31 protein-coding genes are annotated in these 23,796 nt (G+C 63.7%); 15 read left to right on the forward strand and 16 right to left on the reverse strand.

Annotated elements, in window-relative coordinates; translation table 11 throughout:
- Positions 1-281: 281 nt before the first annotated feature.
- The 4 genes from JQ617_RS10340 to JQ617_RS10355 all read left to right on the forward strand — a co-directional run bounded on the left by JQ617_RS10340 (position 282) and on the right by JQ617_RS10355 (position 2,664).
- Positions 282-518, forward strand: coding sequence for a DUF6894 family protein (locus JQ617_RS10340; RefSeq protein ID WP_212026236.1), 237 nt, complete (start codon positions 282-284; stop codon positions 516-518).
- A 126-nt stretch (positions 519-644) separates the two neighbouring features.
- Positions 645-860, forward strand: a complete 216-nt coding sequence (locus JQ617_RS10345; protein ID WP_212026237.1) for a hypothetical protein — start codon at positions 645-647, stop codon at positions 858-860.
- A 401-nt stretch (positions 861-1,261) separates the two neighbouring features.
- Complete coding sequence (locus JQ617_RS10350) at positions 1,262-1,489, forward strand: hypothetical protein (RefSeq protein WP_212026238.1); 228 nt, start codon at positions 1,262-1,264, stop codon at positions 1,487-1,489.
- A 986-nt stretch (positions 1,490-2,475) separates the two neighbouring features.
- Positions 2,476-2,664: a DUF3606 domain-containing protein gene (locus tag JQ617_RS10355; RefSeq protein ID WP_212026239.1), complete on the forward strand. Its 189-nt coding sequence runs from the start codon at positions 2,476-2,478 to the stop codon at positions 2,662-2,664.
- Positions 2,665-2,839: 175 nt separating this feature from the next.
- On the opposite strand, the gene JQ617_RS10360 is transcribed toward JQ617_RS10355, so the two are convergent.
- Complete coding sequence (locus tag JQ617_RS10360) at positions 2,840-3,184, reverse strand: response regulator (protein WP_212026240.1); 345 nt, start codon at positions 3,182-3,184, stop codon at positions 2,840-2,842.
- 147 nt (positions 3,185-3,331) lie between these two features.
- On the opposite strand from JQ617_RS10360, the gene JQ617_RS10365 reads away from it, so the two are divergent.
- From JQ617_RS10365 to JQ617_RS10375, 3 genes are all read left to right on the forward strand, one after another.
- Positions 3,332-3,541 carry a hypothetical protein gene (locus tag JQ617_RS10365; protein ID WP_212026241.1) on the forward strand — a complete coding sequence of 70 codons (210 nt, stop codon included), beginning with the start codon at positions 3,332-3,334 and terminating at the stop codon, positions 3,539-3,541.
- Between the two features lie 179 nt (positions 3,542-3,720).
- Complete coding sequence (locus tag JQ617_RS10370; RefSeq protein WP_212026242.1) at positions 3,721-3,969, forward strand: hypothetical protein; 249 nt, start codon at positions 3,721-3,723, stop codon at positions 3,967-3,969.
- A gap of 353 nt (positions 3,970-4,322) precedes the next feature.
- Positions 4,323-4,562: a hypothetical protein gene (locus tag JQ617_RS10375; RefSeq protein ID WP_212026829.1), complete on the forward strand. Its 240-nt coding sequence runs from the start codon at positions 4,323-4,325 to the stop codon at positions 4,560-4,562.
- 8 nt (positions 4,563-4,570) lie between these two features.
- Here the strand turns inward: JQ617_RS10375 and JQ617_RS10380 are convergent, their stop codons facing one another.
- Genes JQ617_RS10380 through JQ617_RS10390 form a run of 3 tightly spaced genes read right to left on the reverse strand, consistent with a single transcriptional unit; the run spans position 4,571 to position 5,208 of the window.
- Positions 4,571-4,783 carry a DUF6894 family protein gene (locus tag JQ617_RS10380; protein ID WP_212026243.1) on the reverse strand — a complete coding sequence of 71 codons (213 nt, stop codon included), beginning with the start codon at positions 4,781-4,783 and terminating at the stop codon, positions 4,571-4,573.
- A gap of 33 nt (positions 4,784-4,816) precedes the next feature.
- Positions 4,817-5,011 (reverse strand): hypothetical protein, encoded by a 195-nt coding sequence (locus tag JQ617_RS10385; RefSeq protein WP_212026244.1) that lies wholly within the window; start codon positions 5,009-5,011, stop codon positions 4,817-4,819.
- Positions 5,008-5,208 (reverse strand): hypothetical protein, encoded by a 201-nt coding sequence (locus tag JQ617_RS10390; protein WP_212026245.1) that lies wholly within the window; start codon positions 5,206-5,208, stop codon positions 5,008-5,010. The genes JQ617_RS10385 and JQ617_RS10390 overlap by 4 nt, the downstream gene beginning before the upstream one ends.
- A gap of 296 nt (positions 5,209-5,504) precedes the next feature.
- Here JQ617_RS10390 and JQ617_RS10395 point away from each other — a divergent pair, with 296 nt between their 5' ends.
- A complete protein-coding gene (locus JQ617_RS10395; RefSeq protein ID WP_063688336.1) occupies positions 5,505-6,719 on the forward strand; it encodes a mandelate racemase/muconate lactonizing enzyme family protein in 1,215 nt (404 codons plus the stop codon).
- A 6-nt stretch (positions 6,720-6,725) separates the two neighbouring features.
- Here the strand turns inward: JQ617_RS10395 and JQ617_RS10400 are convergent, their stop codons facing one another.
- The 4 genes from JQ617_RS10400 to rocF all read right to left on the reverse strand — a co-directional run bounded on the left by JQ617_RS10400 (position 6,726) and on the right by rocF (position 10,055).
- Positions 6,726-7,010: a hypothetical protein gene (locus tag JQ617_RS10400; RefSeq protein ID WP_212026246.1), complete on the reverse strand. Its 285-nt coding sequence runs from the start codon at positions 7,008-7,010 to the stop codon at positions 6,726-6,728.
- A gap of 104 nt (positions 7,011-7,114) precedes the next feature.
- Positions 7,115-7,657, reverse strand: coding sequence for a c-type cytochrome (locus JQ617_RS10405; RefSeq protein WP_212026247.1), 543 nt, complete (start codon positions 7,655-7,657; stop codon positions 7,115-7,117).
- A complete protein-coding gene (gene soxC, locus JQ617_RS10410; protein ID WP_212026248.1) occupies positions 7,644-8,915 on the reverse strand; it encodes a sulfite dehydrogenase in 1,272 nt (423 codons plus the stop codon). Before soxC ends, JQ617_RS10405 begins: the two co-directional genes overlap by 14 nt.
- A 162-nt stretch (positions 8,916-9,077) precedes the next feature.
- Complete coding sequence (rocF, locus tag JQ617_RS10415; RefSeq protein ID WP_212026249.1) at positions 9,078-10,055, reverse strand: arginase; 978 nt, start codon at positions 10,053-10,055, stop codon at positions 9,078-9,080.
- A 256-nt stretch (positions 10,056-10,311) separates the two neighbouring features.
- Here rocF and JQ617_RS10420 point away from each other — a divergent pair, with 256 nt between their 5' ends.
- Positions 10,312-10,572 (forward strand): hypothetical protein, encoded by a 261-nt coding sequence (locus JQ617_RS10420; RefSeq protein WP_212026250.1) that lies wholly within the window; start codon positions 10,312-10,314, stop codon positions 10,570-10,572.
- Between the two features lie 24 nt (positions 10,573-10,596).
- On the opposite strand, the gene JQ617_RS10425 is transcribed toward JQ617_RS10420, so the two are convergent.
- A complete protein-coding gene (locus JQ617_RS10425; RefSeq protein WP_212026251.1) occupies positions 10,597-13,338 on the reverse strand; it encodes an EAL domain-containing protein in 2,742 nt (913 codons plus the stop codon).
- A 62-nt stretch (positions 13,339-13,400) separates the two neighbouring features.
- A complete protein-coding gene (locus JQ617_RS10430) occupies positions 13,401-14,636 on the reverse strand; it encodes a FecR family protein (protein ID WP_212026252.1) in 1,236 nt (411 codons plus the stop codon).
- Between the two features lie 130 nt (positions 14,637-14,766).
- Between JQ617_RS10430 and JQ617_RS10435 the strand changes: the two genes are divergently transcribed.
- From JQ617_RS10435 to JQ617_RS10445, 3 genes are all read left to right on the forward strand, one after another.
- Positions 14,767-16,563: a ShlB/FhaC/HecB family hemolysin secretion/activation protein gene (locus JQ617_RS10435; protein WP_212026253.1), complete on the forward strand. Its 1,797-nt coding sequence runs from the start codon at positions 14,767-14,769 to the stop codon at positions 16,561-16,563.
- Positions 16,564-16,705: 142 nt separating this feature from the next.
- Complete coding sequence (locus JQ617_RS10440) at positions 16,706-17,536, forward strand: alpha/beta hydrolase (protein ID WP_063688356.1); 831 nt, start codon at positions 16,706-16,708, stop codon at positions 17,534-17,536.
- 296 nt (positions 17,537-17,832) lie between these two features.
- Positions 17,833-18,147: a c-type cytochrome gene (locus JQ617_RS10445; RefSeq protein WP_212026800.1), complete on the forward strand. Its 315-nt coding sequence runs from the start codon at positions 17,833-17,835 to the stop codon at positions 18,145-18,147.
- Between the two features lie 224 nt (positions 18,148-18,371).
- Here the strand turns inward: JQ617_RS10445 and JQ617_RS10450 are convergent, their stop codons facing one another.
- From JQ617_RS10450 to JQ617_RS10460, 3 genes are all read right to left on the reverse strand, one after another.
- Positions 18,372-18,713, reverse strand: coding sequence for a phasin (locus tag JQ617_RS10450; protein ID WP_063688362.1), 342 nt, complete (start codon positions 18,711-18,713; stop codon positions 18,372-18,374).
- 135 nt (positions 18,714-18,848) lie between these two features.
- Positions 18,849-19,034: a hypothetical protein gene (locus JQ617_RS10455; protein WP_063688364.1), complete on the reverse strand. Its 186-nt coding sequence runs from the start codon at positions 19,032-19,034 to the stop codon at positions 18,849-18,851.
- Positions 19,035-19,380: 346 nt separating this feature from the next.
- A complete protein-coding gene (locus tag JQ617_RS10460; protein WP_249156942.1) occupies positions 19,381-20,043 on the reverse strand; it encodes a hypothetical protein in 663 nt (220 codons plus the stop codon).
- Between JQ617_RS10460 and JQ617_RS10465 the strand changes: the two genes are divergently transcribed.
- Complete coding sequence (locus JQ617_RS10465; RefSeq protein ID WP_212026254.1) at positions 20,042-20,398, forward strand: hypothetical protein; 357 nt, start codon at positions 20,042-20,044, stop codon at positions 20,396-20,398. The genes JQ617_RS10460 and JQ617_RS10465 overlap by 2 nt on opposite strands.
- A 44-nt stretch (positions 20,399-20,442) precedes the next feature.
- Here the strand turns inward: JQ617_RS10465 and JQ617_RS10470 are convergent, their stop codons facing one another.
- Both JQ617_RS10470 and JQ617_RS10475 read right to left on the reverse strand, forming a co-directional pair.
- A complete protein-coding gene (locus tag JQ617_RS10470; RefSeq protein ID WP_212026255.1) occupies positions 20,443-21,018 on the reverse strand; it encodes a hypothetical protein in 576 nt (191 codons plus the stop codon).
- Between the two features lie 47 nt (positions 21,019-21,065).
- Positions 21,066-21,599, reverse strand: a complete 534-nt coding sequence (locus JQ617_RS10475; protein WP_212026256.1) for a GcrA family cell cycle regulator — start codon at positions 21,597-21,599, stop codon at positions 21,066-21,068.
- Positions 21,600-21,769: 170 nt separating this feature from the next.
- Here JQ617_RS10475 and JQ617_RS10480 point away from each other — a divergent pair, with 170 nt between their 5' ends.
- A complete protein-coding gene (locus JQ617_RS10480) occupies positions 21,770-22,378 on the forward strand; it encodes a S24 family peptidase (RefSeq protein ID WP_041748162.1) in 609 nt (202 codons plus the stop codon).
- Positions 22,379-22,475: 97 nt separating this feature from the next.
- The gene (locus JQ617_RS10485) at positions 22,476-22,751 is read left to right on the forward strand and encodes a hypothetical protein (RefSeq protein WP_212026257.1); all 276 of its coding nucleotides are present in this window, start codon (positions 22,476-22,478) and stop codon (positions 22,749-22,751) included.
- Between the two features lie 40 nt (positions 22,752-22,791).
- On the opposite strand, the gene JQ617_RS10490 is transcribed toward JQ617_RS10485, so the two are convergent.
- Positions 22,792-23,766, reverse strand: coding sequence for a quinone oxidoreductase family protein (locus JQ617_RS10490; RefSeq protein ID WP_063688374.1), 975 nt, complete (start codon positions 23,764-23,766; stop codon positions 22,792-22,794).
- Between the last annotated feature and the right edge of the window lie 30 nt (positions 23,767-23,796).

Consider the following 23,796-nt stretch of genomic DNA (forward strand, 5'->3'; position numbering starts at 1 on the left):
TCCGCCCTCCAGCCGAGTTCGGAGCGCGGGCGGCCTCGCCACGCCATGTGCGAAGCGTTGGTGAGGCCGCCGGGACACCGTCTTGATGGGCCGACATGGGAATTAGGACTACTCAACTTGCGCAATTGAGAAAATCCGCTGGCCGAGAATAAATAGACGTCCGGGGCTGGCGAAGCCTTTTCATTTCGGAATGATTGCAAACCCGGAAGGGGCCACTGTGAGAGCAGCGGCCCCTTTGGTTTTGAGCTCAGGATCTTGCGGACTGGCCACGCGAGGCAGTCATGGCGCGATACTACTTTGACCTAAGAGAGGGCGCGGAGCTGTTCCCGGACGAGGATGGCGTCGAGCTGCCGACTCTACGAGCTGCAGAGATGGAGGCTGCCCGCGCCTTGGGCGCGATGACCCAGGAGTTGGATCCGACGGCGGAAGATCGGGATATCGCGATTGAGGTGCGGAACGACGACGGGCCGTTGTTTCAGGTCGCGCTTGTGTTCGCGGTCAGAAGACCCAAGCACTAGGCCTCAAGGACTTGATGCCGGCACCAACGCTGAGAAAGGCGCAGCATCAGGACGCTCGGGAAAAAACGGAAGAACAGGGAACGGCGCAATGTCGATCGGGGTTGGTCGAGCACGTGGAGTGCCTCGATGGACCGAACCTCGATCTACGATGAACTGAACCGTGTTGAACGCGATGTGGTTGCGGGAGAGCGCCAGCTTGCTGAACAGGAGCGGCTGGTTCTGGACCTGAAACGGGATGGTCAAGATACCGCAAGCGCTGAAAGGGAGCTGGAGCGGCTGCGTGAATGCCAGCGTCTCCTCGATCAAGACCGTCAAAGGCTTCTATCGCTGCTGCAGCCCTGAGACGCAAGAGATCGGCGATCGCCGCTTGATAGGTCTGATGGAATAGAGATTGCAGATGAAGTCGATTTTCCCTACCGCTCGCCCGGCCACCAAATCGAGGGCGGATGACTGGCTGAAATCCTGATCGGCCTCAGCGCGACGAGCGCACTCCGCTTGTAAGGATAGCCGCGCACCTGCGAGCAGCCTTCGCAACGCATTGTAGCGTTCGAGTTCGTGCACGGGCGCACTGACGTTCGCTGACGCTGCGACGCCACAGAAGAAACTCCACGCAACAAAGACACTTCGATTCGAATCTTTGCGAGTGGATTCGTTCCGGCGCCATGTTCAGTTACGGGAACAAGTGGCAAGTTCTCTGGTTTGTAGAACATGGTCTGGATGCCAGGCCAGTGGAGGAGAAGATAATGAATACCAAAACGATCATTGCCGCCGCACTGTTGATTTCAGTTGCGGCTCCCGCGTCCGCTCAATCGTTCTACGTGGTGCAGGACGTCAAGACCAAGAAGTGCACCATCACCGAATCCAAGCCCACGACAACGGAGACGACGGTGGTCAGCGGCGATACCGTGTACAAGACCAGGTCGGAAGCCGAGGCCGGCATGAAGACCGTCAAGGTCTGCACGTCGAACTGAGGAGAAAGCTGATGCCAGTTCTTTTGCTTTGGGCCGTTCCGGCTGTGATCGTTCTCGGTGGTGGCGTCTATCTGATCGGCCACATGCACTAAGTCGTTAGGCGCAGTCAGGCTTGTCGCCACTGCGCCTTTCAACGCGATAGCCCGCGCGGAGAAATCCGCCGCGGGCTTTTGTTTTGCGGAGAACCATCAACATTCTTGAAAGGATTTTGAAGTGGACGAATTGAAGAGACGCATCAGACGGCCCTTCCCCAGCACTGAGCCCGCCGCCGGGGATGGCTACGAGGCCCCTACGCTGGCGGACATTCAAACCCTGGCAAGAGGCGCTTCCCACGACCACCGACGGAAGTCCCAGCGAAGTGCTGCAACGAATCGAGCGCATCATCGTGCACCCGGATCGCTCTTGCGACACAACCACCCAGAGTGAACGAGTGGAAGCTGGCAACGAGGATGTCAAGGCTTAGCAATGATGACCAGAAGCCCTGTGCCAGCGAGGCCGACTTTCGAGATAGAGGTGGTGGCCAGCCCAACTTTTGTTAGGTCTTAGCCGGTTTAGCCACTTACTCATTCCGTCGTTGCAAGGCGTCCGCGCAATTTCTGCGAGCCGAAAGTAACCTATGATCGTGCGGAATCGATCACGCGCTTTACGATGGTCGCCATCAAAACAGGACGTGCATGATGGGATTGAAGCGTCGAAGGTTCAAACAGACGGAATCTCTCGAACACCGGCTGGAGCAATTTGCCCGTGATATGAGGCTGCGCGCGCAGAGCGCGCCACCGGGCCACGAGCGCGATGATCTGCTGAAGCGGGCTTACAATGCGGACCGGGCCGCAGAGCTGGATCGCGAGCTTTGCGGACCGGCAGCGTCTTCCAGGGAGTGAACGCGCACGCGCATGGCGGCTTCCTCCTCGCGTGGCGGTGCCATGTTCGAAAAATCGGAACCATCTGGAATCGTCTTGCGTTTTGGTCTTGCAAGGAGGTGCCACATGGCCAAGGCGAAAAAGCAGACCGCGCGCGGTCGCAAGCAGGACCGCGCACGCGTGGCGGGCGGACAGGACTATGAAGTGCGTTACGAGTCCAAGAAGACCCGCCGCTCCGCATCCGCGGTGAAGAAGGCGGTCAAGAAGGTCGGCAGCAGCCGGAAGAAGGTGGAGCGCAAGTTGAAGACGCGCTGAGGCGCATTAGGAACCATCAGGTTCCAGCGAGACTTGGTCTTGTGCCGGCATCCCGCCGATTGCCGGTTGGAATGGCGGCTCCGGCGCCCCCTGCCCCCCGTCGTGCGCCGGGGCCGCTCCTTTTCTCCGATCATCCCGAAGGCACCGATGGTCCCCGACGCAGGCAAGCGCGCCGCTAGCAGACGCCGACGGTCTGCTTCATGACCCGGGCCAGATCCTCGAATGAAAAGGGCTTTCGGATCATCGGCAGTCCGCCTCGCCGTGGCTCGCGGCCCGACAGTTGCAAGATCTTAAGTTGCGGACAATCACGTCTGGCCAGCTCGGCCAGCTCGTGCCCGTCCATACCGGGCATGTTGATGTCGGTGACCAGGATGGCGACCTCTTCGTTCTGCCGGAGCTGATTCAGCGCCGCCGGGCCGCTTCCAGCGGTCAGGACGGTGCATCCAAGATCTTCCAGCATGCTGGCAATGGCGTCGAGCACGGCGGGGTCGTCGTCGACAACCAGAACGGTATGGCTCATAGGACAGTACGAATTCCCTTGTTCTGAATACCCAATGCTTTTGTCTCTCGGGCCGTTCCGGCTGGCGGTGCCTAACGGCGCATCAATTGTTAAAGTGACGCACTTCCTGTCCTGCTAACTTCGGCTCTGCCGATGCGGGGACTGCCAATGAAGGACATGCAAGAGCACCTGGAGAAGCTCCGGGTTCAGATCGTCGAGTGCGAGATGATTCGCGACCTTGCGACCGACCCGAAGAAGCGCGACCTGTTCGCTCGCCTCGCCGAGCACCACAAGGTGCTGGCGGCGGAGGTGGAAAGGGCGATCAGCACCCAGTCGCCCCCCTCCGCTGCCGACGAAACACGGCTGAAACAATCCTGAAACCCGATTGTCCTGAACGCCTTTTCCGCTCGCCTCGACCAACGAAGCGAAAAGGGAGATCATCATGATCCAGATCGGTTCGAAGGAAGAAGTCGCGTTGCTGCTGGCGCTGTTCGGCACCCACACCCAGCCGGTCAAGCGGCCGAAGCCGAAATCGCGGCACGGCTGAGGGCGAAACCATGCCCGGCTTGGCCGAATGCCAGAGCCTCCTGCGTCTGTTGATCGCAAGGGGCGATCCCAAAGCGATCCCGCAAGCCAAGGGCGCCATCGACCAGTTTCTCAACACGGCACCGGTGTGCGCCCGCGGGCGCGGCCTGCGCGTGCTGCAACGCGATGCGCTCGACCTGCATATTGCCGCGGTCGGCGTGCAGCGCTCCTTCGCCGAAACGGTCGACGCCTATATCGAGCGGAAGCTCGCCGAGGAGTGAGCGAACCTGACGCCATCGCTACGGCGCGATCTTCCGCGAATGGATCGTCCTGATCGAGCTGCCCACGCAACGGAAGGCGATCGGCCGCACGCGGGATGGTGAGTTCGCCCTGCCGCTGCCCCGGACCGACCTCCGCGATTGCGTTGGCTTTTTGGTGGTCCACACCAACCGCGTCCTGCATGCCTGCGTCGGACGAGACCCCCTGGCTGCGATCTTGAGGCCCTGCAATTTCAGCGGAGCATCCGTCCTGCGCCTCCCGCACATCGAGCCATCAGGCCTCTGGAAACGTCGATTGCCACTTTTTCCCGATTCACGTAGGCTGGCTGTCGGCGCTTTTGCCCGGGGTGAATGTCATGATGGACATGCAAGACCGCCTGGAAAAGGTCAGAGTGCAGATCGCCGAATGCGAGATCATCCGCGATCTTGCGACCGATCCCAGAAAGCGAGAGCTGTTCGGACGCCTCGCCGACCATCACAAGGTCCTCGCCGGCGATCTCGAAAAGGCGCTGCAGAACGCCAGGTGCGGTAACGGCGAAACCTTCGCAGACAGGAACACGCGGAAGCCTTTCCCGCGCCGGGACGGCCAACCGTAAGTTTCCATCTAGTTCAGCTTGTCTGCCCGCACCTCGATCCGGTAGATGGGCCTCTGCTCGCGAGCGACCACGAGGGACCACCGGCCTCCGCCGGAGCGCAGGCTCGTTTCGATATCGCGCACGGTCTGAAGCGCCTGGCGCCAGGCCGCTTCATCGTCCGGGAGGTCCTCGGTGTCCGAGAAGTCCCCGCCATTCGAGATCGTGAATAAGTATTGCACCATGGAAGCGCCAACGGGCGGCGGACGCGGTCGTTCCTAAGCCGTTTCGGCCGGCGACCCCTGCTTCAACAGGCCGATCTTGCGATCGAGCTGCCAGACCTCGACATTGCCCTGCCGGGTGAATTGCCGGGCAAAGACCAGCGCCGATGCGTCGGACGGGGCCTCGAAAGCCTCGGCGGAGCGGAAGACGCCGTCCTCGCCGACCAGATAGGCGCGGTATTGCAGGGTCATGTCGGCGCCCTCAGGCCGGGCGAATGAAGCCAGGCGTCGATCTGCATCGCCATCTCGTCCTGCCGCGCCCTGCGCAGCAGCATTTCGCGGCGCCGCCCCGGCGGCAGCCCACGCGCCTCGGCGCGAAGACGCTTCGCCTCGTCTTCGAGGCGCTCGTTGAGTGTCCTGGTCTGCCTGAATCGGCGCCGCCTCAGCATGGCGCTGCTCCCTCGCTTGCGTGGGGCGGGAGCGCAATTGGCGTTCTCATCACCGATTGATGCCACGGGCCTTGCGGTGATGACTTACCATAGGCCCGCCGCGGCCGGAGCGTCCCCATCATTTGTTGGGACGCCGCGAGAAAGTTCGAGCGTTGTTTTCCCGCCAAGCACAAGTGCCTTCCGACGACGCGAAAGCGGGCTTCACGCCGGTCAGCAGCTTCCTTACAGTTGCGGTCAGGGCCGGGCTTGCGGCCCGCCACAAGAAGAACAAGGCCCGCCGGGCGACAGGGAGCGACATGACCAAATCATCGAAAGCAACAAGCCTCGAAATCCTCGCCTGCGATGCCGGCTGGAGAAACTACCATTTCGTCAAGCTGACGACCGAGGACGGCGTCGTCGGCTGGAGCGAATTCGACGAGGGCTTTGGCTCGCCCGGCGTCGGCGCCGCGATCCAGCGTCTGTCCGCCCGCGTCATCGGCCAGAACGTCTTCCAGCATGAGCGCATCTATGCCGAGCTGTTCGCCGCCACCCGCCCCGCCGCCGGCGGCGTTGTGGCCCAGGCGCTCGGAGCGATCGAGAACGCGCTGCTCGACGCCAAGGCAAAGTGCCTCGGCGTGCCCTGCTACGAGCTCTTCGGCGGCAAGATCCGCGATCGTGTCCGGGTGTACTGGTCGCATTGCGCGACGTGGCGGATCAATCATCCCTCCTGGTACAAGCCGCCGATCGAAAGTCTCGATGGCGTCAAGGCGATGGGCCGCGAGGTGCGCGAGAAGAAGTTCACCGCCCTCAAGACCAACATCTTCTCCTACGATGACGGCAAGCCGACCGGCTGGCGGCCCGGCTTCGGCTCACCGTTTGCGCCGGAGATCAACGTCGACCGCAAGATCCTGCGCGACTTGCGCATGCATCTGGAAGCGATCCGCGACGGCGCCGGCCCCGATGTCGACATCCTGCTCGACTGCAACTTCAACGCCAAGACCGAAGGCTATCTGAAGATCCTTCGCACCATCGCCGACCTCGACATGTTCTGGATCGAGATCGACAGCTTCAATCCGGAAGCGCTCGGCTATATCCGCAGGCAAAGCCCGCATCCGATCTCGTCCTGCGAGACGCTGCTGGGCCTGCGCGAATTCCTGCCCTATTTCCATCAGCAGGCGATGGATGTCGCGATCATCGACACACCCTGGAACGGCGTCTGGCAATCGATGAAGATCGCGGCCGCCGCCGAGGCGTTCGAGGTCAACGTGGCCCCGCATAATTTCTACGGCCATCTCTGCTCGATGATGAACGCGCATTTCTGCGCCGCCGTACCGAACCTGCGCATCATGGAGATCGACATCGACCGCCTGTCCTGGGACCGCGAGCTCTTCACGCACGAGCCCGAGATCCAGAATGGCCATCTCGTCATTCCGGACCGGCCCGGCTGGGGCACAGAACCGAACGAGGACGCATTGCGCGCGCACCCACCGAGGACGAGCGGCGGGCTGCTCAACTACGGCCGCAAGGGCTGACGGGGATTACGGCGTCACGGGATTGATGGCCGGGGATGTCTTCGGCCCCGGTCGTGCCGGCTCGATCGGCGACCTCGCATCGGTCGGAAGCACTGCAGCGCCGGCGGCGCGTGCGGCTTCTCCCGTCGTCGCATACATCGCGATATGGGCCGGCTGTGTCTTGGCGCGGCTCCACGGGCCGTGGTCGACGATCAGCATGGCTGCAATCGTCAAGCCGGCTACGATGAGCGCAATCACGCCGGGATGTCGGAGCGCCGTGGAGATGGAGTTCGCGAAACGATCGGTCGTCATGAGGGGTCCGCTATTGTCCTATCGCAGGTTAAGTCAAATGCGCCCCTCAGAGTTCCCCGTTCAGTTCAAGCAAGTTCCGCGCCACCGCGCGGAACCTGCTCCGCTCATCTCTTCACATCCGGGCGAGCATCGCCGACGAATCTGTCGCGGTTCGGCATCTTCACGGCCGCGAGCGACTTCGCGTCGAGAATGGCATCCGCTCCCACCAGTCCGTTCAGGTTCAAGATGAAAGCGGACACTGCATAGACATCCTCATTGCTCAGCGATTGTGGCGCGTTCTGCGGCATGGCGCGTCGGATGTAGTCGAACAATGTCGGTGCATAGGGCCAATAGCTGCCAACGGTTCGGATCGGCTTTGGCGTTCCGATCGTGCCCTGCCCGCCGGCGAGCCGATCGCCCAGACCGCCCTCGCCCTTATCGCCGTGGCATGAGGCACATTGTTGAGCGAACACCTCGCGTCCATGGCTGACCGAACCGCTTCCTTCAGGCAGATTGCTGCCGTCGCGGCCGATATCGATATTCCAGCCCGCAATCTCCGCGGCTGTTGCCGGTCGCCCGATGCCGTACGAGCTCTGCGCCTGCGCTTCATTTGAGAAGGCCAACAGCGCGATTGCGACGGTGATCCCGCAAGTCTCAAGCCAGCGCATTGGTCACCTCGCCAGTCTCAGCGACGCGCCAGGGCCAGATCGCGTTGTTGTGGTAGAAATAGTTCTCACCGCGCACGGCGAGCAGCTCGGCCAGCGTCGGCTGCACGTAGCCGGTCTCGTCAATGGCGCGGCTCTGGATCACGGCGGGCTTGCCGTCCCATTTCCACGGCAGGCGGAAGCGCGTCAGGGCACGCGTCAGAACCGGCTCCTGCAAGCGAGCGTCCTGCCAGCTCTTCCCATCGTCGGCGGACACCTCGACGCGCGCGATCTTGCCGTGCCCGCTCCAGGCGATCCCCGTGATCTCGTGAAAGCCCGGCGCGCTCAGGCGCTGACCGCCGGACGGACGGGTGATGATCGATTTCGCTTCCATGTAGAAGGAGAACTCGCGCGCCGTGCCGTCGGGCAGGAGGTCGGTGTATTTCGAAGTCTCCTCGCGCGAGTAAACCGGCTCCGTGGTCACGTGCAGGCGGCGCAGCCATTTCACGCTCATATTGCCTTCGAATCCCGGCAGGAACAGCCGCAGCGGATAGCCTTGCTGCGGGCGCAGCCGTTCGCCGTTCTGGCTGTAGACCAGCATCGCATCCTCGAGACATTTCTCGATCGGGATGCTTCGCGTCAGCGCGGCTGCGTCGGCGCCTTCTGCGACCACCCATTTGGCTTCGGGCTTCAGCCCGGCCTCCTGAAGCACCAGCTTCAGGCTGACGCCGGTCCATTCGGCGCAACTCACGAGGCCGACGAGATCTGATGCCGTCTTGCCATAGGGCTTGCTGTAGCCGGGATTGCCGGAGCATTCGAGGAAGTGGATACGCGACTCCGACGGGAAGCGCCGGAGATCGTCCACCGTGAAGGTCAGGGGGCGTTCGACCAGCCCGTGCAGCATCAGCCGGTGCTGCGCGGGGTCGATGGCCGGGACACCGCCATGATGCCGCTCGTAGAACAGCCCGTTCGGCGTGATGATGCCATCGAGCTCCTGCAAGGGCGTCCGGCTGGACGCGGAGATGTATTGCTTGAGGGTCTTCGAGATGTTCCTGACGACGCCCTTCTCGAACGGTGACGGCGTGCCATAGGGCTGGCCTCCCGTCGGCTCGCCCGGCGCCTTCATCCATTCGGGAACGTTGGGCGGAAGGTTGTCGGCCTCCGCGGCAACGGAAGCGCCCGCGCCGAGAACGACGCCTCCCGCCGCTGCGGTGCCGGCTGTCAGGAAGCGGCGGCGTGTGGTCGTCACGGAATCATTGTCTGGATCTGTCGTGCTGCTCATGGCGGCCCCTCGGCTGGCGCTGAGCCTGCATGAAACAGTCCGGCGGCGGCATTTGCAATTCGCAGCCGTTTCAAAAGCAGGCGATTTCGATCGGTGCTGATCTAAATCGGACGGCCGCGAGAGCAGTTCCTTTCCTTGCATCGCACAAACACTACGGCTGATTCACTCGCCCGGAGCGATCGCGTTGCTCGGCGTCGGGCGATCGGTGATCTGCTGGCCGAACAGGCTGCCGATCAACTCGACCGCGGTGCGCGCGGTCCGACCGCGTTCGTCCAGGAACGGATTGAGCTCGACGATGTCGACCGATCCCACCACGCCGGAATCGTGCAGCAGCTCCATGATCAGATGCGCCTCACGATAGGTCGCCCCGCCCGGCACGGTCGTGCCGACGCCCGGCGCAACGCAGGGATCGAGGAAGTCGACGTCGAAACTGACATGAAGCACGCCGTTGCATGCCTTGACGCGCTCGATGACACGCCGGATCAGCACCGCGACACCGAATTCGTCGATCTGCCGCATGTCGACGACCCTGATCCGGCGCGAGCGCATCAGCTCCTTTTCGAGCTTGTCGATCGAACGCGCGCCGAACAGGTCGAGCCTGTCGGGGTGGATCGACGCGCGCAGGTCATCGCCGAGCAGGCCGTCGAGGCCCGGCTCGCCGCACAGAAAGGCCGCCGACATGCCGTGCATGTTCGCCGTGATCGTCGTCTCCGGCGTATTGTAATCGGCATGCGCGTCCAGCCAGAGCACGAACAGCTCACGTCCGCGCTCCTGCCAGTGGCGCGCCATGGCATTGACCGAGCCCATCGACAGGGTGTGATCGCCACCGAGGAAGATCGGCAGCGCACCGGTGCTCGCGATCTCATAGCCTCGCCGGCTCAGCACGCGCGTCCAGCGCTGGATTTCGCGGTAGTGATTGGCTTTTTCCGGCGGCCTGTCGGCGAGGTCGCCGACCTCGGCCACGGAGAGATCGCCGTAATCGACGACTTCGAGATCCAGGCTCTCGAGCAGTGTCGCAAGGCCCGCGGTACGCAGCGCCGCGGGCCCCATCAGTGTGCCGCGCTGCGAGGCGCCCATGTCGATGGGAGCACCGAGCAAGGCGATACGCCGGGCTCGATCCGTCATGGTCCGATCGGTCACGGCCGTCTCCTGAGATCAGCAATGCTGCGCCAGCCTAACAGAGATTCGCATCCGTCGTTTCACGGGGATCGCCGCCCCCGTCCGGAACAAAATCCCGCACGCCGAATTGCCCATTCATGGCCGGCACCCGCCGTCAAATCACGGCGCCTGTCGCGGATAGCCAAAGGTCGTCAGACCCGCTGTTCAAAACGAGCGCTCGCGCGGATAGCCAAAGGTGCCGGCCTCCATCCATCGTCGGTTTTCGGAGGTCGCAAGCTTGAGCACGGAGATACCGCAGTCCAACCCCCAGCCCGGCGTCGCCGAGCGCGCCATTGATGCGGCGTCCGACGTATCCCGTACGATCGGCGAAGTCGCCGGAGGCCTGCACGCGGCCGTCAACCGTCTCACTGAGACGATCGAGGAAGCACGCAAGCCCGGCCGACCGCTCGCGACCGTCGCGGCGATCACACGGGAAGCGCCCTTGGCCAGCCTCTTCGTGGCCTTCCTGTTCGGCGTTGCGGTGGCACGCCGGCGATAGCGAGCTTTCGGGATCGCCGACCAGCTAGGCGGCGCTGACCGCGACCTGCTTTGTCGCCAGGAACTGCCGGTCGAATGCTTCCGCCGGCATCGGGCGCCCAAAGAAATATCCCTGCCCTTCTTCGCATCCCATGCTGACGAGGAAATCGGCCGTAGCCCGGTTCTCGATGCCTTCGGCCACGACCGAGAGCCCGAGCTGTTTGCTGAGGCCGATGGTCGAGCCGACGATCGCGGCGTCGTCGGAATCGGCGAGCAGATCGAGCACGAAGGACCGATCGATCTTGAGGCCGTCGAGCGGAAACTTCTTCAGATAGCTGAGGCTGGCATAGCCGGTGCCGAAGTCGTCGAACAGGACGCGCACGCCGAGCTGCTGGATCCGCTTGAACATGTCCAGCACGCGGCCTTCGTCATGCAGCAGGATGTCTTCGGTGACCTCGAGCTCGAGCAGCGACGGTGTCAATCCGGTCGCTTCGAGCAGCGCCGCAACCGAATGCGCGAGATCGCCGTCATCGAGTTGCGACGGCGAAAGGTTGATGGCGACGCGCACGCTGTTACCGGACAATTCCCAGGCGCGCGCCTGCCGGCAGGCGGTCTCCATCACCCAGCCCGCGATCCGCTCTGACAGTGCCGAGGTGTTGACCACCGGCATGAACTCGCCCGGCGAGACATAGCCGCGCACGGGATGGCGCCAACGGATCAGCGCTTCGGCGCCGACCAGGCTGCCGTCGACCAGACGGACCTGGGGTTGGTAGAACAGCTCGAACTCGCCGCGATCCGCGGCGAGCGCCAATTCGCTCTCCAGCCTCAGGCGGTTTTCCAGCTCCTGCCGGATCGCACTCTCGAAGATCACGTGGCTGCCCCGCCGCGTTGCTTTTGCGCGGCTCAGCGCCAGATGGGCGTTGCTCAGGAGATCGTCGGCATTCTGTCCGCCGTCGGGATAGAGCGCAACGCCGATGCTGATCCGGACCCGATGCTGACGTGTGCCGGTGACGAGTGGCGCTTCGAACCCGCGCGCAATACGCTCGGCGAATTCCGCGATCGGCTCGCCTGCTTCCGCGCAGTCGAGCGCGAGGGCGAATTCGTCGCCGCTGAGCCGGGCGACAATCGCCTTGCCATCAGCTTCGTTGCGGAGACGCTCGGCGACGGCCCGCAGCACGAGGTCGCCGGCCGAATGTCCAAGCATGTCGTTGATCTGCTGAAATCCATCGAGCCCCAGAACGAGCAGTGCGACGTCGGAAGACCGGCGCTCCGCCGCGGCGATCAGACTGGCGAGGCCGGCATGCAGCATGTTGCGGTTGGCAAGGCCCGTCAGTGCGTCGTGTTCGGCCAGATACCTGACGCGCTCGGCCTCGCGCTTGCGCACCGAGATGTCGCGCAGGATTGCGCCGTATTGGAAGCCATCGGTTCCCTGCCAGCCGGAGAAGCTCGCCTCGACGGGAAAGGCCTCGCCATTCTTGCGCCGGCCTTCGAACTCGACGACGACGGCCCCGCCCGGGACGAGGAGCGCCTGGCGGGCGGCGTCGCCCATGGACGGCCGCGCCTCGCCGTTCGCCGGCACGGCACAGAGTGTTTCGAAGGGGCGGCCGATGATCTCGGCCGGCATATAGCCGAAGATCGCGCTCGCGCCGGGATTCCAGACCGTGATGCGGTGATCCGCGTCGGTGCAGACGAGACCATCGCCGAGCGACATCGCGATGCGATGAAAGCGGCTCTCGGCGATGCGTCCCAACAGGCTGCGGAAATCGATCTCGTCGAGCGCAATCGCGGTCAGATAAGCGATGATCGCAATGTGGAACAGCGAGGTGTCGATGACCAGGGGCCATCTTGCCTGGACGAAAGCCGCGGTCAGTTCGACGGCTGCGCCGGCCGCGACAAGGATTGCAACGCGAAGTCCCGGCGCGAGGCGGCGCCACGAATACATCATCATCAGACAGATTGCGGCGAGGCCCAGCACCATGCCGATGTCGGAGGTCCAGCGCAGCGTCCGGTTTTGCAGGATCGATTCCGCCGCCAGCGCCTGGAGAACAGGCCCCGAGATGATGCCGCTATTGGGAACGCTGAAGCGGTCGCCGAGTTCGAGCGCCGTGGCACCGATAATGATCTTCTTGTCCCGGAGCTTGTCGAGGGTCGCGGTATCGCCGCGCAGCACGTCGACATAGGAGACGCGCGGTATGGACGCCGCGCGGATGCCGAAATCGATCAGGAACGGCGGCCGCCGGCCGGCGTCCTGTCCGGCAAGTACGACGGCCATCGATGGGATCAAGGCATCGCCGAATTTTTCACCGAACGGGTAACGACGAACAAGCCCGTCGGATTCGACCGCGACATTGACCAGGGCCGGCCACGACTGGTTGCTGAACGGCTTCAGCGGGCGATTGACGTGAACCGCACCGCCGTTCGGCGTCGCCTGCTTGAAGGACGGCAGGATCGTCGAGCCGCCGACATCACGAAGTGCCTTCACGAAGGCCTCGTCGGAGGCCGGATCCGACGGCGTGCTGAAATCGACGTCGAAAGCGACGTCCTGCGCACCCGACGCCTCGAGCCTGTGCAACAGTTCGGCGTGGAGCCGGCGCGGCCAGGGCCACACGCCGATCTGCTCGATCGAGGGCGCGTCGATGGCGACGACGACGACATTGCCGCTCGCCGCCCGCGACTGCCAAGCGAACCGCAGATCGGTAAGCGCATTGCGAAGCGAGGCGTGCCATCCGGTGGACAGCACGACCGCAAGCGCGATCGCGACGAGAATATGCGGCCGATAGCGTTTCACTTTTGCTCCCCTGCACCGGCGGTACCTGCCGCCGGGTGCGCCCCTATGCCGAGTGCACGGTCCTAATGGTGGCCCCTGCCCCAGTACCAACCGTAATGGTGGCCGTTGTTGCCGTTTCCGTTGTGGCCATTGTTGCCGCTGTTGCCATTGTTGCCGGTGCCGCCGCTTCCGTTGCCGGTCGCACCCGTTCCGCTGCTTCCGGTCCCGGACGTTCCGGTGGACACATTGCTGCTCGACCCGGCGGTGGTCGCAACGGTCGTCGTCGCACTCGACGACGCCGAAGCGGCGCTGGCCGTCGATGCGCTGCTGCTCGCGGCGACCGCCGTCACGTTGGAGCTGTTGGAGGCTGTGGTGGTGTTCGACGAGCCGTCGCTCCACACCGTGGCCGTGCCGATACCGGTGCCGGCATTGGCGTTCGCGTTGCGCACGCGCACCGCTGCGACGCCGCCGTGGGCAAGCCCGTGCGTGACCTTGTGGACATTCAGCTTGACCTCGCCGAGCGAGCTCGAGATGCGCACGACGCCGGCCTTGGGCGCATGCGCTCCGCCCGTCGGCGGTGCTTGCTTGAGCGCACCGGCGAGCTTGTTGCCCTTGTCGATCGGACCGAGCGCATGGATCGCATGGCCGTTCGCCGCGTTGCGCGGCGCGGACAGGCCGGACTTCGGCACCGGAATGCGCTCGATCGTCGAGGCGCGCGGCTTGCCGTGCTCGATCGGATTGAAGGTCCCGGTACCGCCGAGGCTAAGGCCGGGCTTGCCGTGCTCGAAGGCGGTGGCCGATTGTCCCGGCATGATCTGTGCGACCTGCCCGGTCTTGAAATCGGAGACCTCGACCTGGCCGCGGATCACGCCGACCTTGGTGTTGCCGGCTCCCACCGTGACGCTGAACTGCGTACCCTTGACCACGGCGGCGAGATAGGGCGTCTCGACCTCGAAATGCTTGACGTTACGCTTCTCGACCTCGAGCAGGATCGACCCCGCCTGCTGGATGATCGTGGTCGAGAGGCCGTCCTTCTTCTCGGCCGGCAGGCCGACCACCGAATTGGGCGAGATCAGGATGGTCTCCTCGCCGCGGACGAGCAGCACCCGGCCGTTGCGTCCGGTGCGAATGGTGTTGCCGGGCTTGAGCGTCTCTTCCTGATTCAGCGCGACTTGTTGCGCGCCGTCGGCCGCGATCCAGACCTCACCGGTGGCCTTGCTGACCGACCAGACGCCGTCGTCGGCGGCCCACGCAGCGGAGGCCATCCCCAGCGTCAGCGCCGCCACGAAGGCGCACCGTAGTCCATGTCTGCCGAGCATGCCGATCCTCAGTCCGCGTTACGTCAGGACCTGAGGCGTATCCGAAATCACTCAAGAGAGAATTAGCGGGAACCGCGCGATGGAACCGCCGCATTAACCATTCATTGACCATAAAAAACTAAGAAAAATCATGTGGCTAACGAACACTTACCGTTTCCTGGGAGGCCCTCCGTCAAACTACGGAGACGGGTTCGCTGCGCGCATTGAGAAGCGGCATCCGCTTACCACGCTGCTGCTGTTGGCATCGACTTTTGCGGGAGTCCCGCAAGCATTCGCACAACAGGCGAACCAGCCGGGTTTCGATCCCCGCCAGCCCGAAAAATACTTTGAAAACCAAACCGAGCGGGAAACCTTGAACCGCCCTCCGGTCAGGCTCCCGACGGTCGGACAGCCCAACACCGGCGGTGATACCCAGCCCCAATTCGTGCTGCGCGGCATCAATGTCGCCGGTGCTCACGCCATCCCGCGCGATCGGATCGCCGCGGTCTATCAACCCTATCTCGGCAAGAAGGTCTCGCAGGCGGACCTTGCCGCGATCGCCGGTGCGATCAGCGATCTCTACCGCGCCGACGGCTTCCATCTGAGCCGGGCCATTGTGCCGCCGCAGGACATCGCCGACGGCCGCGTCCGCATCCAGGTGATCGAAGGCGCCATCGTCCAGACAGAGCTAAAAGGCGACGGCGCCGAGCAGTTCGGCGTGAGGCCGATGCTCGCGCCGATCCTGGCCGAGCAGCCGTCGCGGCTGGCAACGCTCGAACGGCAGCTTTTCCTCATCAACGCCCGGCCGGGCGTTCGCATCACCGACACCGCGCTGGAGGAGATCGGCGGCACGACCGGCCGTTTCCGCCTCGTCGTTTATCTGAAGACCTGGCACGTCTTCTCGTCGTTTGGCCTCGACAATCTCGGCTCATCCTCGGTCGGCGCGTGGCAGACCTACGCGACCGGCGCATTCAACTCCTATCTCACACGCGGCGATACGCTTGCGGTCAACCTGTCGACCATTGCCAACGATCCGCGCGAGCTCGGCTTTGCCCGGCTGTCCTATGACGCACCGGTCGGCGTCGACGGCGTGCGGCTCGGCGCGTCCGTCCTGTACAGCGCGGTCCGGCCCGGCGACGCCCGCCGCCTCGACAGCGACATCACCACGACCGAAGCATTCGAGGTGCGCGCAAGCGCAGTGCCCTTCATGTCGCAATCCTCGGCGCTGACGCTCACCGTGGCCGGGACCTTCAGCAACGTGTCGGAGCACGATCTGTACGGCCCCTGGTACAACGACCACATCAGGACCGCGAGCCTGACCGCCGACTACCGGCTGCAGGATCGCTTCGGGGGCACCAACTTCGCGACGGTGACCTTTCGCCAGGGCCTTGACGTCTTCGGCGCCTCGCATTTCGACGACGATCTGCTGTCGCGCGACGGCGCCTCGTCGAACTTCTCGGTGCTGAACCTCTGGTTCACGCGCTACCAGACGATCAGCGACGCCTTGTCGCTCAAGCTCTCTGCGGCGAGCCAGACGGCATCGCGGCCGTTGTTCACCTCGCAGCAATTCTATCTCGGCGGCGCGGCGTTCGGACGGGGCTATGGCGCTGCCGAGATCAGCGGCGACAATGGTCTTGCCGGCTCGCTTGAGCTGCGCTTCGACCAGAAGCTCAATTTTCGCTACTGGAGCGGCTATCAGCTCTACGCCTTCGGCGACGCCGGCGCGGTCTGGAACGACGGTTACCGGCTGAGCGATGGCTTGGCGCTGACGTCCGCCGGCGCCGGCGTGCGCTTCTTCCTGTGGGACGACCTCCAGGCCGATCTCGGCGTGGCCGTCCCCTTGAGCTACCGGGCGCCGGACAATGAGCGCCGCAGCCCCCGCTTCCTGTTCACGCTCTCGAGCGCGTTCCGGCTCTGCCCCGAACGCGGCAGGGGCGGTTGTCTCTAGCCCATTGCTCTCCGCAACAGGGCATGTCGTTTGCGGCCTTGCTCACAGACTTGCCTAAATTTAATCCCGTAACCTGCTCACGATCGGTCGATTTGGGGGCTTCCTATGACCATTTTCAGTCAAAAGTGATCGGGACGGAATCATGAAGAGGGTGTTTGCATTTCTGGCGTTCTTTTGCGTCCTCGCGGTCGGCGAATATTTCATCGTCAGCCGGTTCGCGATCCGCCACGAGACTTTGACCCTGTTCGACGCCTCGCGCCAGCGGCCGATCTCGGTCGAGATCGCGGTGCGGCGCGATTACGAGACCAAGGCCAATCTCGGTCTCTGGAAGCTCCCGCTCGCCATCATCAGCAACGGCAACACCGTCAAGGCCACCGAATATTCCTTCCTCGCCAACGTGCTCGCCGCGCGCGGCTATCTCGTTGCCAGCCTCCAGCAGGACCTGCCGAGCGATCCGCCGCTGATGACCGATGTCGGCCAGCAATATGTCGGCCGGCGCGAGGTCTACATCCGCTGCGAGGCCAACATCCTGTTTACGCTGGGCGAGCTGAAGCGGCGGCAGGAGAACGCGGACTACGACCACATCACCCTCGTTGGGCATTCCAACGGCGGCGACGTCTCGATGTATGTCGCCCATCAGCACCCGGAGCTGGTGTCGAAAGTCATCACGCTCGACAATCTGCGGGTACCTTTCGTCCTCAGCGACAACATGAAGATCCTGTCGTTCCGATCGAAGGATCCGCATTTCCAGACCGACTCGGGCGTGCTGCCGACCCCGGAAGAGGCAAAGGCACTCGGCATCGACATTGTCCATACCGGTGCGCAGCACAACGAGATGAGCGATCGCGGCCCCGATGCGGTCAAGGAGAAGATCCAGGCGACGCTCGATCGCTTCCTGCGCGACAGCGCCAGCAGCGCGCTCGCGCCGGTCGACACCAAAACCCCGATGATCATGAACCCCGGCGACTACTAGCCGGGGTCCGCCCTTTGCGGCAGATCAAGGCAACTCCGAACCGATCGCGATAGACAGGGCCTCACCATCCCGGAGAGGCACGTGTCGCACATCACCGAAACCCTCGATACGAGGCGCCTTGATACGAGACATCTTCGCCTGCCCGCGACGAGGATGCCGGGCTTCGCGCGGCATATCTACCGGTCCGCCCGAAGGATGCTCCGGTCGATCATCGCCCGCATCGATCTCTCCCAATTCCCGGGATCGTGCTGCGGATGAGCCGAGCGGCCGCGAGCGAGCGCATGAGGGCCTACCCGATGCACCTCCATTTGAGACGGATCTGCCTGCTGCTGGCCGTGACCTCGAGTTCGTCGCCTGCGCTCGCCGCCGACGCCAGTCACGGCGCCGATCTCGCCAAGCGCTGGTGCGCAAGCTGCCATGTGGTGGCCAACGGCCAGACGCAGGCAAGCGCCGACGTCCCCTCCTTCGCGGCCGTTGCACGCCGGCCGGACTTCAATCCGGAGAAGCTCGCCTTCTTCCTGCTCGACCCGCACCCGAAAATGCCGAACTTTCCGTTGAGCCGGACCGAGGCCGGCGACATCGCGGCCTACATCGGATCGCTGCGTCCGTGATGTCTCGCGATCTCATCGCGCGTCGGAACGCCCGCCGAACGTGACACCCGCCTCAAAATGCAAATCCCTGCCGGAGAACCGACAGGGATCAGCAGAAAGGATGGTGGACGGCGAATGAGACATCATTCGGTGGCCCACCATGGACCTGCGTTAACATCGAAATGCGGATCGAGATGCCGTGCAAGACCAATTTGTAGGCACGCAAGAACCGCACAGACCAGCAATCAGGACTTGCCCTTGCCCGGTTGCATGAGGCTGCCGGTCATTTGCCGCATGTGGTCCCCCGCGCTGGTGAACTGGCTGCGCAGGAAGTCGGACTGGATTCGCATCGCTTCCTGAAGATCGGTGGCATGAACGAGCTTGCGTGCATGCTCGAAGGCCGACTTCATGTTCTGCTCGGTGAAAGCGAGGGCCTGCTTCGACACGTCCGTCCCTGCGCCCGGAACGGATGACATCGATTTCGTGGCTGCGTCGAAAAACATGCCGAATGCCTTTTCGGCCTGGTCGATCGTCTTCTCGGCCAGGTCGCGCAGTTCGGCCGGAACTTCGAGCTTCGGTTCGATCATGGTCTCCTCCCTTTTTCCTGACTGGATACCACACTTGCCGGACCGCCTTCCAGCAGCGAACGCCGGGGCAAACGTCCCCGGGGCGCCGGCTTGGGCGGGAAAATGGCGAAAATGGCGCGAGAGGCGCCGCCAGGCTCAGGACAGGGGATGTTCCGGGAGGGCTTCCTCGGTGGCGAGGTCTTCGACGAGCTTGATCACCTCGAAACGCTGTCGGGGCGCGAGCTTCAGGAAAGCACGGAGCAGGCGGAGGCTTTCGACGGTACCACTCGCAGGCGCGCCGAGCTTGAGGTGCAGCTCAGTCGCGAAATTGAGGTTCTTCATCTCGCACCTATGACAAGCATCGGCCTTAACATCACCGGACGCCATGCCGAGAACGAACGCTCGACCCGGGTCCTGCACATTAGCACGCTCAACACATGCTCGAACGGACGGGCTCACCGAGCAGGTTGCAATTATGCCAAGGAACAACCGTTCCGGCAAGCCCAACCAACAGCTTAGCGATGCTTCATCTGCATCGCACCACCGCAATTCCGGATAACAGGAATATGAGCCGCCGTCACCCACCTGCGTCAAGAAGCGGCATCAATCACGCACAGAGCCCTGATCGCTGTCAATCAGCTCTGCATTTCGCCTTGTTTCCAGTGTGAAGGGCATCGACGGAAGCGGGCTAGCGCTTTTTCAGCGTATACACGTAATTGTTGAGTCCCACCTCGGCGGTTGTATCGTCGACAAAGTGAACGTCGATCTCGCATCCGGTCTCCAGGGTCTTGATCGGGACGCCGGCGAAGCCGAGCGAGGCGGCAAGCGCCTTCGGATCGGCCTTCTTGTCGGCACGTTGCATCTCGTCGAAGGCCCCCTGGAAGATCATGTCGGGACCGTAGTCGGTCACCTTGTATTGCGGCCTGGCGCAGGCAAAGGGGCGCGGCCCTGCGATCTCTCGCCCCTTGAAGACCACCGCCTTGCCCATCAGCCGCAACCGCTCGGAATCGTCAGGCTTGCGCTGCCGATCGGCCCACGGCGCGACCACGGCGGCCGTGAAGGTCCAGCTGCCGATATAGAAGGGATCCGCGGCCGCAGCGCTGCCGGCGGCTGCAACCGACACGAGAAGGCAAACCAATCCGGCGGATTTCATCTGACATATTCCCCACGAGACTCTGGCTTGGACTCGCCTCTCCGCATCGAGGTTCACCGGCCCCCGGATATTTCCGCCCGTGAACCGTTGTTCAAGATCGAACGACCAAGCGGTTGCGAAACGGCCACGCAGATCACGGGCGCCATGGCTGATGACGGATTGATTCGGGCGCGCGTCAGCACCAAAGGACGACGGCATGCTTTCTCGCTGCGATCTCATCAAGGGCGCCGCGGTCGCGCTTTTCACCCTCTCGATACAAAGCGCATGGGCGCAGGAGACCAAGATGAACCTGTTCAAGATCGTCACCATCAAGGACGAAATCGTCGTCGGACTGTCGGCGGAAGAGCTTCAGGCGCTCGGCGGCAACGATGCGAGCGCGGTCGCTCACGCGCTGGCGCAGAAGGGCGACCTCACCGTCTGGCAATACAACGTGCATCGCGGCCCGAACGGCGAATTGCAGCAAGCGCCAACCGCCAAGATCGGGCTTTTGGCCAACGCCTCGCTGCGCGTCGAGCCCTACACCACGCCCTACCAGATCGTCCCTCATCCGTAAGGACGAGAACGGCGCGGCGGCGGTCGGCCCGCCGGCGCGCCCGGTCATCTTCGCCGGTCCGTACGCCGTGCCCCCGCCTCGGTCGCAAAGCCGTAGATCAGCGCCAGCCGATCCAGGCATTCGCGAAACCGGCGCCCGAAATAATCGTTCCAGCGCTGCGTCCGAACGGCACGACGCTGCCCGATCTGGTCCATGGTCAGGCCCAGCACCAGCACGTCGTGCACCAGCGCGGCGCCGTCGGTGCCGAGCTCGCGCTCGACCCGGCTCAGCCGCAGCACCGCCTGTCGCTGGCTCTCGGTGACAGGCTCGCGCGTGCCGGTCCCATCGACATATTCGCGGGTCGTATCCACGGCCTGAGGTCCCCGCTCCGCCCGCTCCCAATCGTTCTGGAAGGCGCGCCCGCCGCGGTATTGCGCTTCGTCGATCTGGTGGTGCGCGTGCAGCCGCCCGAGCGGGTCGCTGCGGATCGACCGGATCGCCAGGATCTTCTCGCCCTGATCGAGCGCAAGCGGATTGTCGACCTCCACCTCCGCCACCTCGGCATTGAACGGCACCTCCTGCGACCGCCGGTCGTGGATCTGCATCAATTTGTAGGATTTGTTACGTCGGGCACGTGCCACTCGGATGCTCCTTGCAAGACTGACGATTGAACGGACGGCCGGCGCTTTCAGGACGCGCTGACCAGCCGCAGCACGACGGGGGCCCCAACGCGGGCGGACGCCGCTCCGGAGCGGCGCGTCAGACGCGCATGCGGCGCGCAATAGCTCGAGCCCGGCTGAGATGGATGGCCGCAGAAGGCGATCGCCTCCCCGTCCTTGTCGCCGCCATAGGGATAGCGGCAGTCGGCCTTCTCGAGTGCGACCAGTTCGATCAGGCGCGGCTGAACGCCGACACAGCGCAACGTCACTTGCGCCGCAGGCTTCATTGCGGACTTCGGCGGCAGGTTCAGGTTCGGCAGCACCGCCCGGCGCGGCGAAACCAGATAGGGCTCACCGGGAAGAAACGGCGCGACCGACGGGCTCGTGATCCATTCCGGCACGACAAGCCCGAGCCGCTTGGCGCGGCCGATCACCGCGCTGCGCGTGTAAGCCGTTCCGAATCCTGCGTTAATCTGTCGCGCGATCTCCGCATAAGACATCCCCTTGCGAAAATAGTCGCGAAGCGCGTCGGAGTGTTCCGACGGCCAGTGGCCCGGTTCCATGATGCTGTCCTGTGATGTGTGCCCCGCCGATCGTGCGTGCGACCGGAAGCGGGACATACATTCCGTTATTCCGAAGCGAGTGTCAAGCCGTAATTCTGATATTCATAATTGCATCAATTCCGAATTTCGGATTACAAGAGGCGACACGATGGGCAATCGAGGGAATCACCATGTTGGACGTTGCTATGATCGAGCGGGGCCTGGAGAAAACGGGCAAGAGCAAGGGCGGCCTGGCAGCAGCCATGGGTGTGCGGCCCGGCGCGGTATCGGAGATCCTCGGCGGCGAGCGTCTGGTGAAGGCCTCGGAAATCATCCCGATCATGGAATATCTCGAGCTCAACCTCGCACCGATCATGGGCCGCGTCGGCGCCGGCGCGGTGATCGAACCGGATTATGAGCAGGTTCCGCCGGAAGGTCTCGGTGACATCGCACTGCCCTTCCCGATCATGGAAGAAACCGTCGCCTTCGAGATCGTCGGCGATTCGATGCTGCCCAAATATGAAAGCGGCGACGTGATCGTGGTCTACAAGGACCAGCGCCATCCGCTGTCGAGCTTCTACGGCGAAGAGGCGGTGGTCCGCCTCAAGACCGGCGAGCGCTATCTGAAGACCATCGAGCGGGGCAAGTCCCCGTCCGTCGTCAATCTCACCAGCTTCAACGCCAAGCCGATCGTCGGCGTCAAGCTCGAGTGGGTCGGCGAAATCTGCCTCTCCATGCCCAAGGGACAGCTCGAACGGCTGCGTGCGAAGTCGGCGCGCCCCCGCAAGAAGGGCAAGTAGTCAAGACGATTTCCGATTTTTGGAAATCGTCCTTGACTTTATTCTGTTTTCCGGAAATACTCTGCCGTGCCCGGATCGGGCGCGGCAGGATCGTTTGATGCAGTATTTCGTCGTGATGATCGACTACGGGCGGCGCGGCCGCGAGGCAGTCGTCGATCCTGAAATCACGAGACGCGAGGTCGTCTCCCGCATCGCATCCGGTGAATATCGGAACGTCTCGTTCATCCACGAGATCGCGGAGCACTCGGTCGAGGACGTGACCGAGGCCATCCTGGCGGAGGCGGCACTCCCCCAGATCGAGTCCGAAGATATCGATCTTCAGGCCATCCGCCTCGATCACGCCCGCGACCTGCGCAAGCACGAACGGACGTGATGCAGGCCCGCGGGGGCCTGCATCGTTGTCCGGCCGAGTATTACACCAGGAGAACGGTCGATCCCGTCGTCTTGCGCGCGGCGAGATCGGCATGCGCCTTGGCCGCGTCCTTCAGCGGGTAGGTCTGGTGCACCTCGATCTTCACCGCACCGGACTTGACGACGTCGAACAGCTCGCCCGCCATCGCCACCAGGCTCTCGCGCTTGGCGGCATAGGTGAACAGCGTCGGCCGGGTGACGTAGAGCGAGCCTTTCTGCGCCAGCAGGCCGAGATTGAGCGGCTCGACCGCGCCCGAGGACTGGCCGAACAACGCCGCGACGCCGAGCGGCGCGAGGCAATCCAGCGATTTCAGGAACGTGTCCTTGCCGACGGAATCGTACACCACCGGCACCTTCTTGCCGCCGGTGATCTCGTCGACCCGCTTCACGAAATCTTCCCTCGTGTAGATGATCACATGGTCGCAGCCATGCGCCTTGGCGAGCTTCGCCTTTTCGTCGTTGCTGACGGTGCCGATCACGGTCGCGCCGAGATGCTTGGCCCATTGACTCAGGATCAGGCCGACGCCGCCGGCCGCGGCATGAAGCAGGATGGTGTCACCGGCCTTCACCCGGTAGGTCTGCCGGATCAGGTATTGCGTGGTCAGTCCCTTCAGCATCATTGCCGCCGCGGTCTTGTCGTCGACGCCGTCGGGCAGCTTCAGCAAACGGTCGGCAGGGATCAGCCGCGCCTCCGAGTAAGCTCCCAGCGGCGAGGCGCCATAGGCGACGCGATCGCCCGGCTTCAAATCGGTGACGCCTGCGCCGACTTCCTCGACGACGCCGGCGGCCTCGCTGCCGAGCCCGCTCGGCAGCGGCGCCGGATAGAGGCCCGACCGGTTGTAGATGTCGACGAAGTTGAGGCCGACCGCGGTGTGGCGGATGCGCGCCTCGCCCGGCCCGGGTTTGCCGACGCTGACCTCTTCCCAGACCAGGACTTCAGGGCCACCAGGTTTGTGAAAACGAATGGCATGCGTCATTGGGTTGCTCCCTTATCGTTGCAGTGAAGG

This window comes from Bradyrhizobium sp. KB893862 SZCCT0404 (assembly GCF_018130885.1).
GTDB classification, from domain to species: Bacteria; Pseudomonadota; Alphaproteobacteria; order Rhizobiales; family Xanthobacteraceae; genus Bradyrhizobium; species Bradyrhizobium stylosanthis.

Coding starts and splice junctions, on each gene's coding strand:
- JQ617_RS10490 (WP_063688374.1), bottom strand. CDS start 23,766: ATGACGCATGCCATTCGTTTTCACAAACCTGGTGGCCCTGAAGTCCTG.
- JQ617_RS10485 (WP_212026257.1), top strand. CDS start 22,476: ATGCAGTATTTCGTCGTGATGATCGACTACGGGCGGCGCGGCCGCGAG.
- JQ617_RS10350 (WP_212026238.1), top strand. CDS start 1,262: ATGAATACCAAAACGATCATTGCCGCCGCACTGTTGATTTCAGTTGCG.
- JQ617_RS10370 (WP_212026242.1), top strand. CDS start 3,721: ATGCCCGGCTTGGCCGAATGCCAGAGCCTCCTGCGTCTGTTGATCGCA.
- JQ617_RS10380 (WP_212026243.1), bottom strand. CDS start 4,783: ATGGTGCAATACTTATTCACGATCTCGAATGGCGGGGACTTCTCGGAC.
- JQ617_RS10365 (WP_212026241.1), top strand. CDS start 3,332: ATGAAGGACATGCAAGAGCACCTGGAGAAGCTCCGGGTTCAGATCGTC.
- JQ617_RS10405 (WP_212026247.1), bottom strand. CDS start 7,657: ATGCGCTGGCTTGAGACTTGCGGGATCACCGTCGCAATCGCGCTGTTG.
- JQ617_RS10460 (WP_249156942.1), bottom strand. CDS start 20,043: ATGCCGTCGTCCTTTGGTGCTGACGCGCGCCCGAATCAATCCGTCATC.
- JQ617_RS10480 (WP_041748162.1), top strand. CDS start 21,770: ATGTTGGACGTTGCTATGATCGAGCGGGGCCTGGAGAAAACGGGCAAG.
- JQ617_RS10445 (WP_212026800.1), top strand. CDS start 17,833: ATGCACCTCCATTTGAGACGGATCTGCCTGCTGCTGGCCGTGACCTCG.
- JQ617_RS10355 (WP_212026239.1), top strand. CDS start 2,476: ATGGCCAAGGCGAAAAAGCAGACCGCGCGCGGTCGCAAGCAGGACCGC.
- JQ617_RS10430 (WP_212026252.1), bottom strand. CDS start 14,636: ATGCTCGGCAGACATGGACTACGGTGCGCCTTCGTGGCGGCGCTGACG.
- soxC (WP_212026248.1), bottom strand. CDS start 8,915: ATGAGCAGCACGACAGATCCAGACAATGATTCCGTGACGACCACACGC.
- JQ617_RS10395 (WP_063688336.1), top strand. CDS start 5,505: ATGACCAAATCATCGAAAGCAACAAGCCTCGAAATCCTCGCCTGCGAT.
- JQ617_RS10465 (WP_212026254.1), top strand. CDS start 20,042: ATGCTTTCTCGCTGCGATCTCATCAAGGGCGCCGCGGTCGCGCTTTTC.
- JQ617_RS10375 (WP_212026829.1), top strand. CDS start 4,323: ATGATGGACATGCAAGACCGCCTGGAAAAGGTCAGAGTGCAGATCGCC.
- JQ617_RS10385 (WP_212026244.1), bottom strand. CDS start 5,011: ATGACCCTGCAATACCGCGCCTATCTGGTCGGCGAGGACGGCGTCTTC.
- JQ617_RS10440 (WP_063688356.1), top strand. CDS start 16,706: ATGAAGAGGGTGTTTGCATTTCTGGCGTTCTTTTGCGTCCTCGCGGTC.
- JQ617_RS10435 (WP_212026253.1), top strand. CDS start 14,767: ATGTGGCTAACGAACACTTACCGTTTCCTGGGAGGCCCTCCGTCAAAC.
- JQ617_RS10390 (WP_212026245.1), bottom strand. CDS start 5,208: ATGCTGAGGCGGCGCCGATTCAGGCAGACCAGGACACTCAACGAGCGC.
- JQ617_RS10340 (WP_212026236.1), top strand. CDS start 282: ATGGCGCGATACTACTTTGACCTAAGAGAGGGCGCGGAGCTGTTCCCG.
- JQ617_RS10400 (WP_212026246.1), bottom strand. CDS start 7,010: ATGACGACCGATCGTTTCGCGAACTCCATCTCCACGGCGCTCCGACAT.
- JQ617_RS10450 (WP_063688362.1), bottom strand. CDS start 18,713: ATGATCGAACCGAAGCTCGAAGTTCCGGCCGAACTGCGCGACCTGGCC.
- JQ617_RS10360 (WP_212026240.1), bottom strand. CDS start 3,184: ATGAGCCATACCGTTCTGGTTGTCGACGACGACCCCGCCGTGCTCGAC.
- JQ617_RS10455 (WP_063688364.1), bottom strand. CDS start 19,034: ATGAAGAACCTCAATTTCGCGACTGAGCTGCACCTCAAGCTCGGCGCG.
- JQ617_RS10475 (WP_212026256.1), bottom strand. CDS start 21,599: ATGGAACCGGGCCACTGGCCGTCGGAACACTCCGACGCGCTTCGCGAC.
- JQ617_RS10345 (WP_212026237.1), top strand. CDS start 645: ATGGACCGAACCTCGATCTACGATGAACTGAACCGTGTTGAACGCGAT.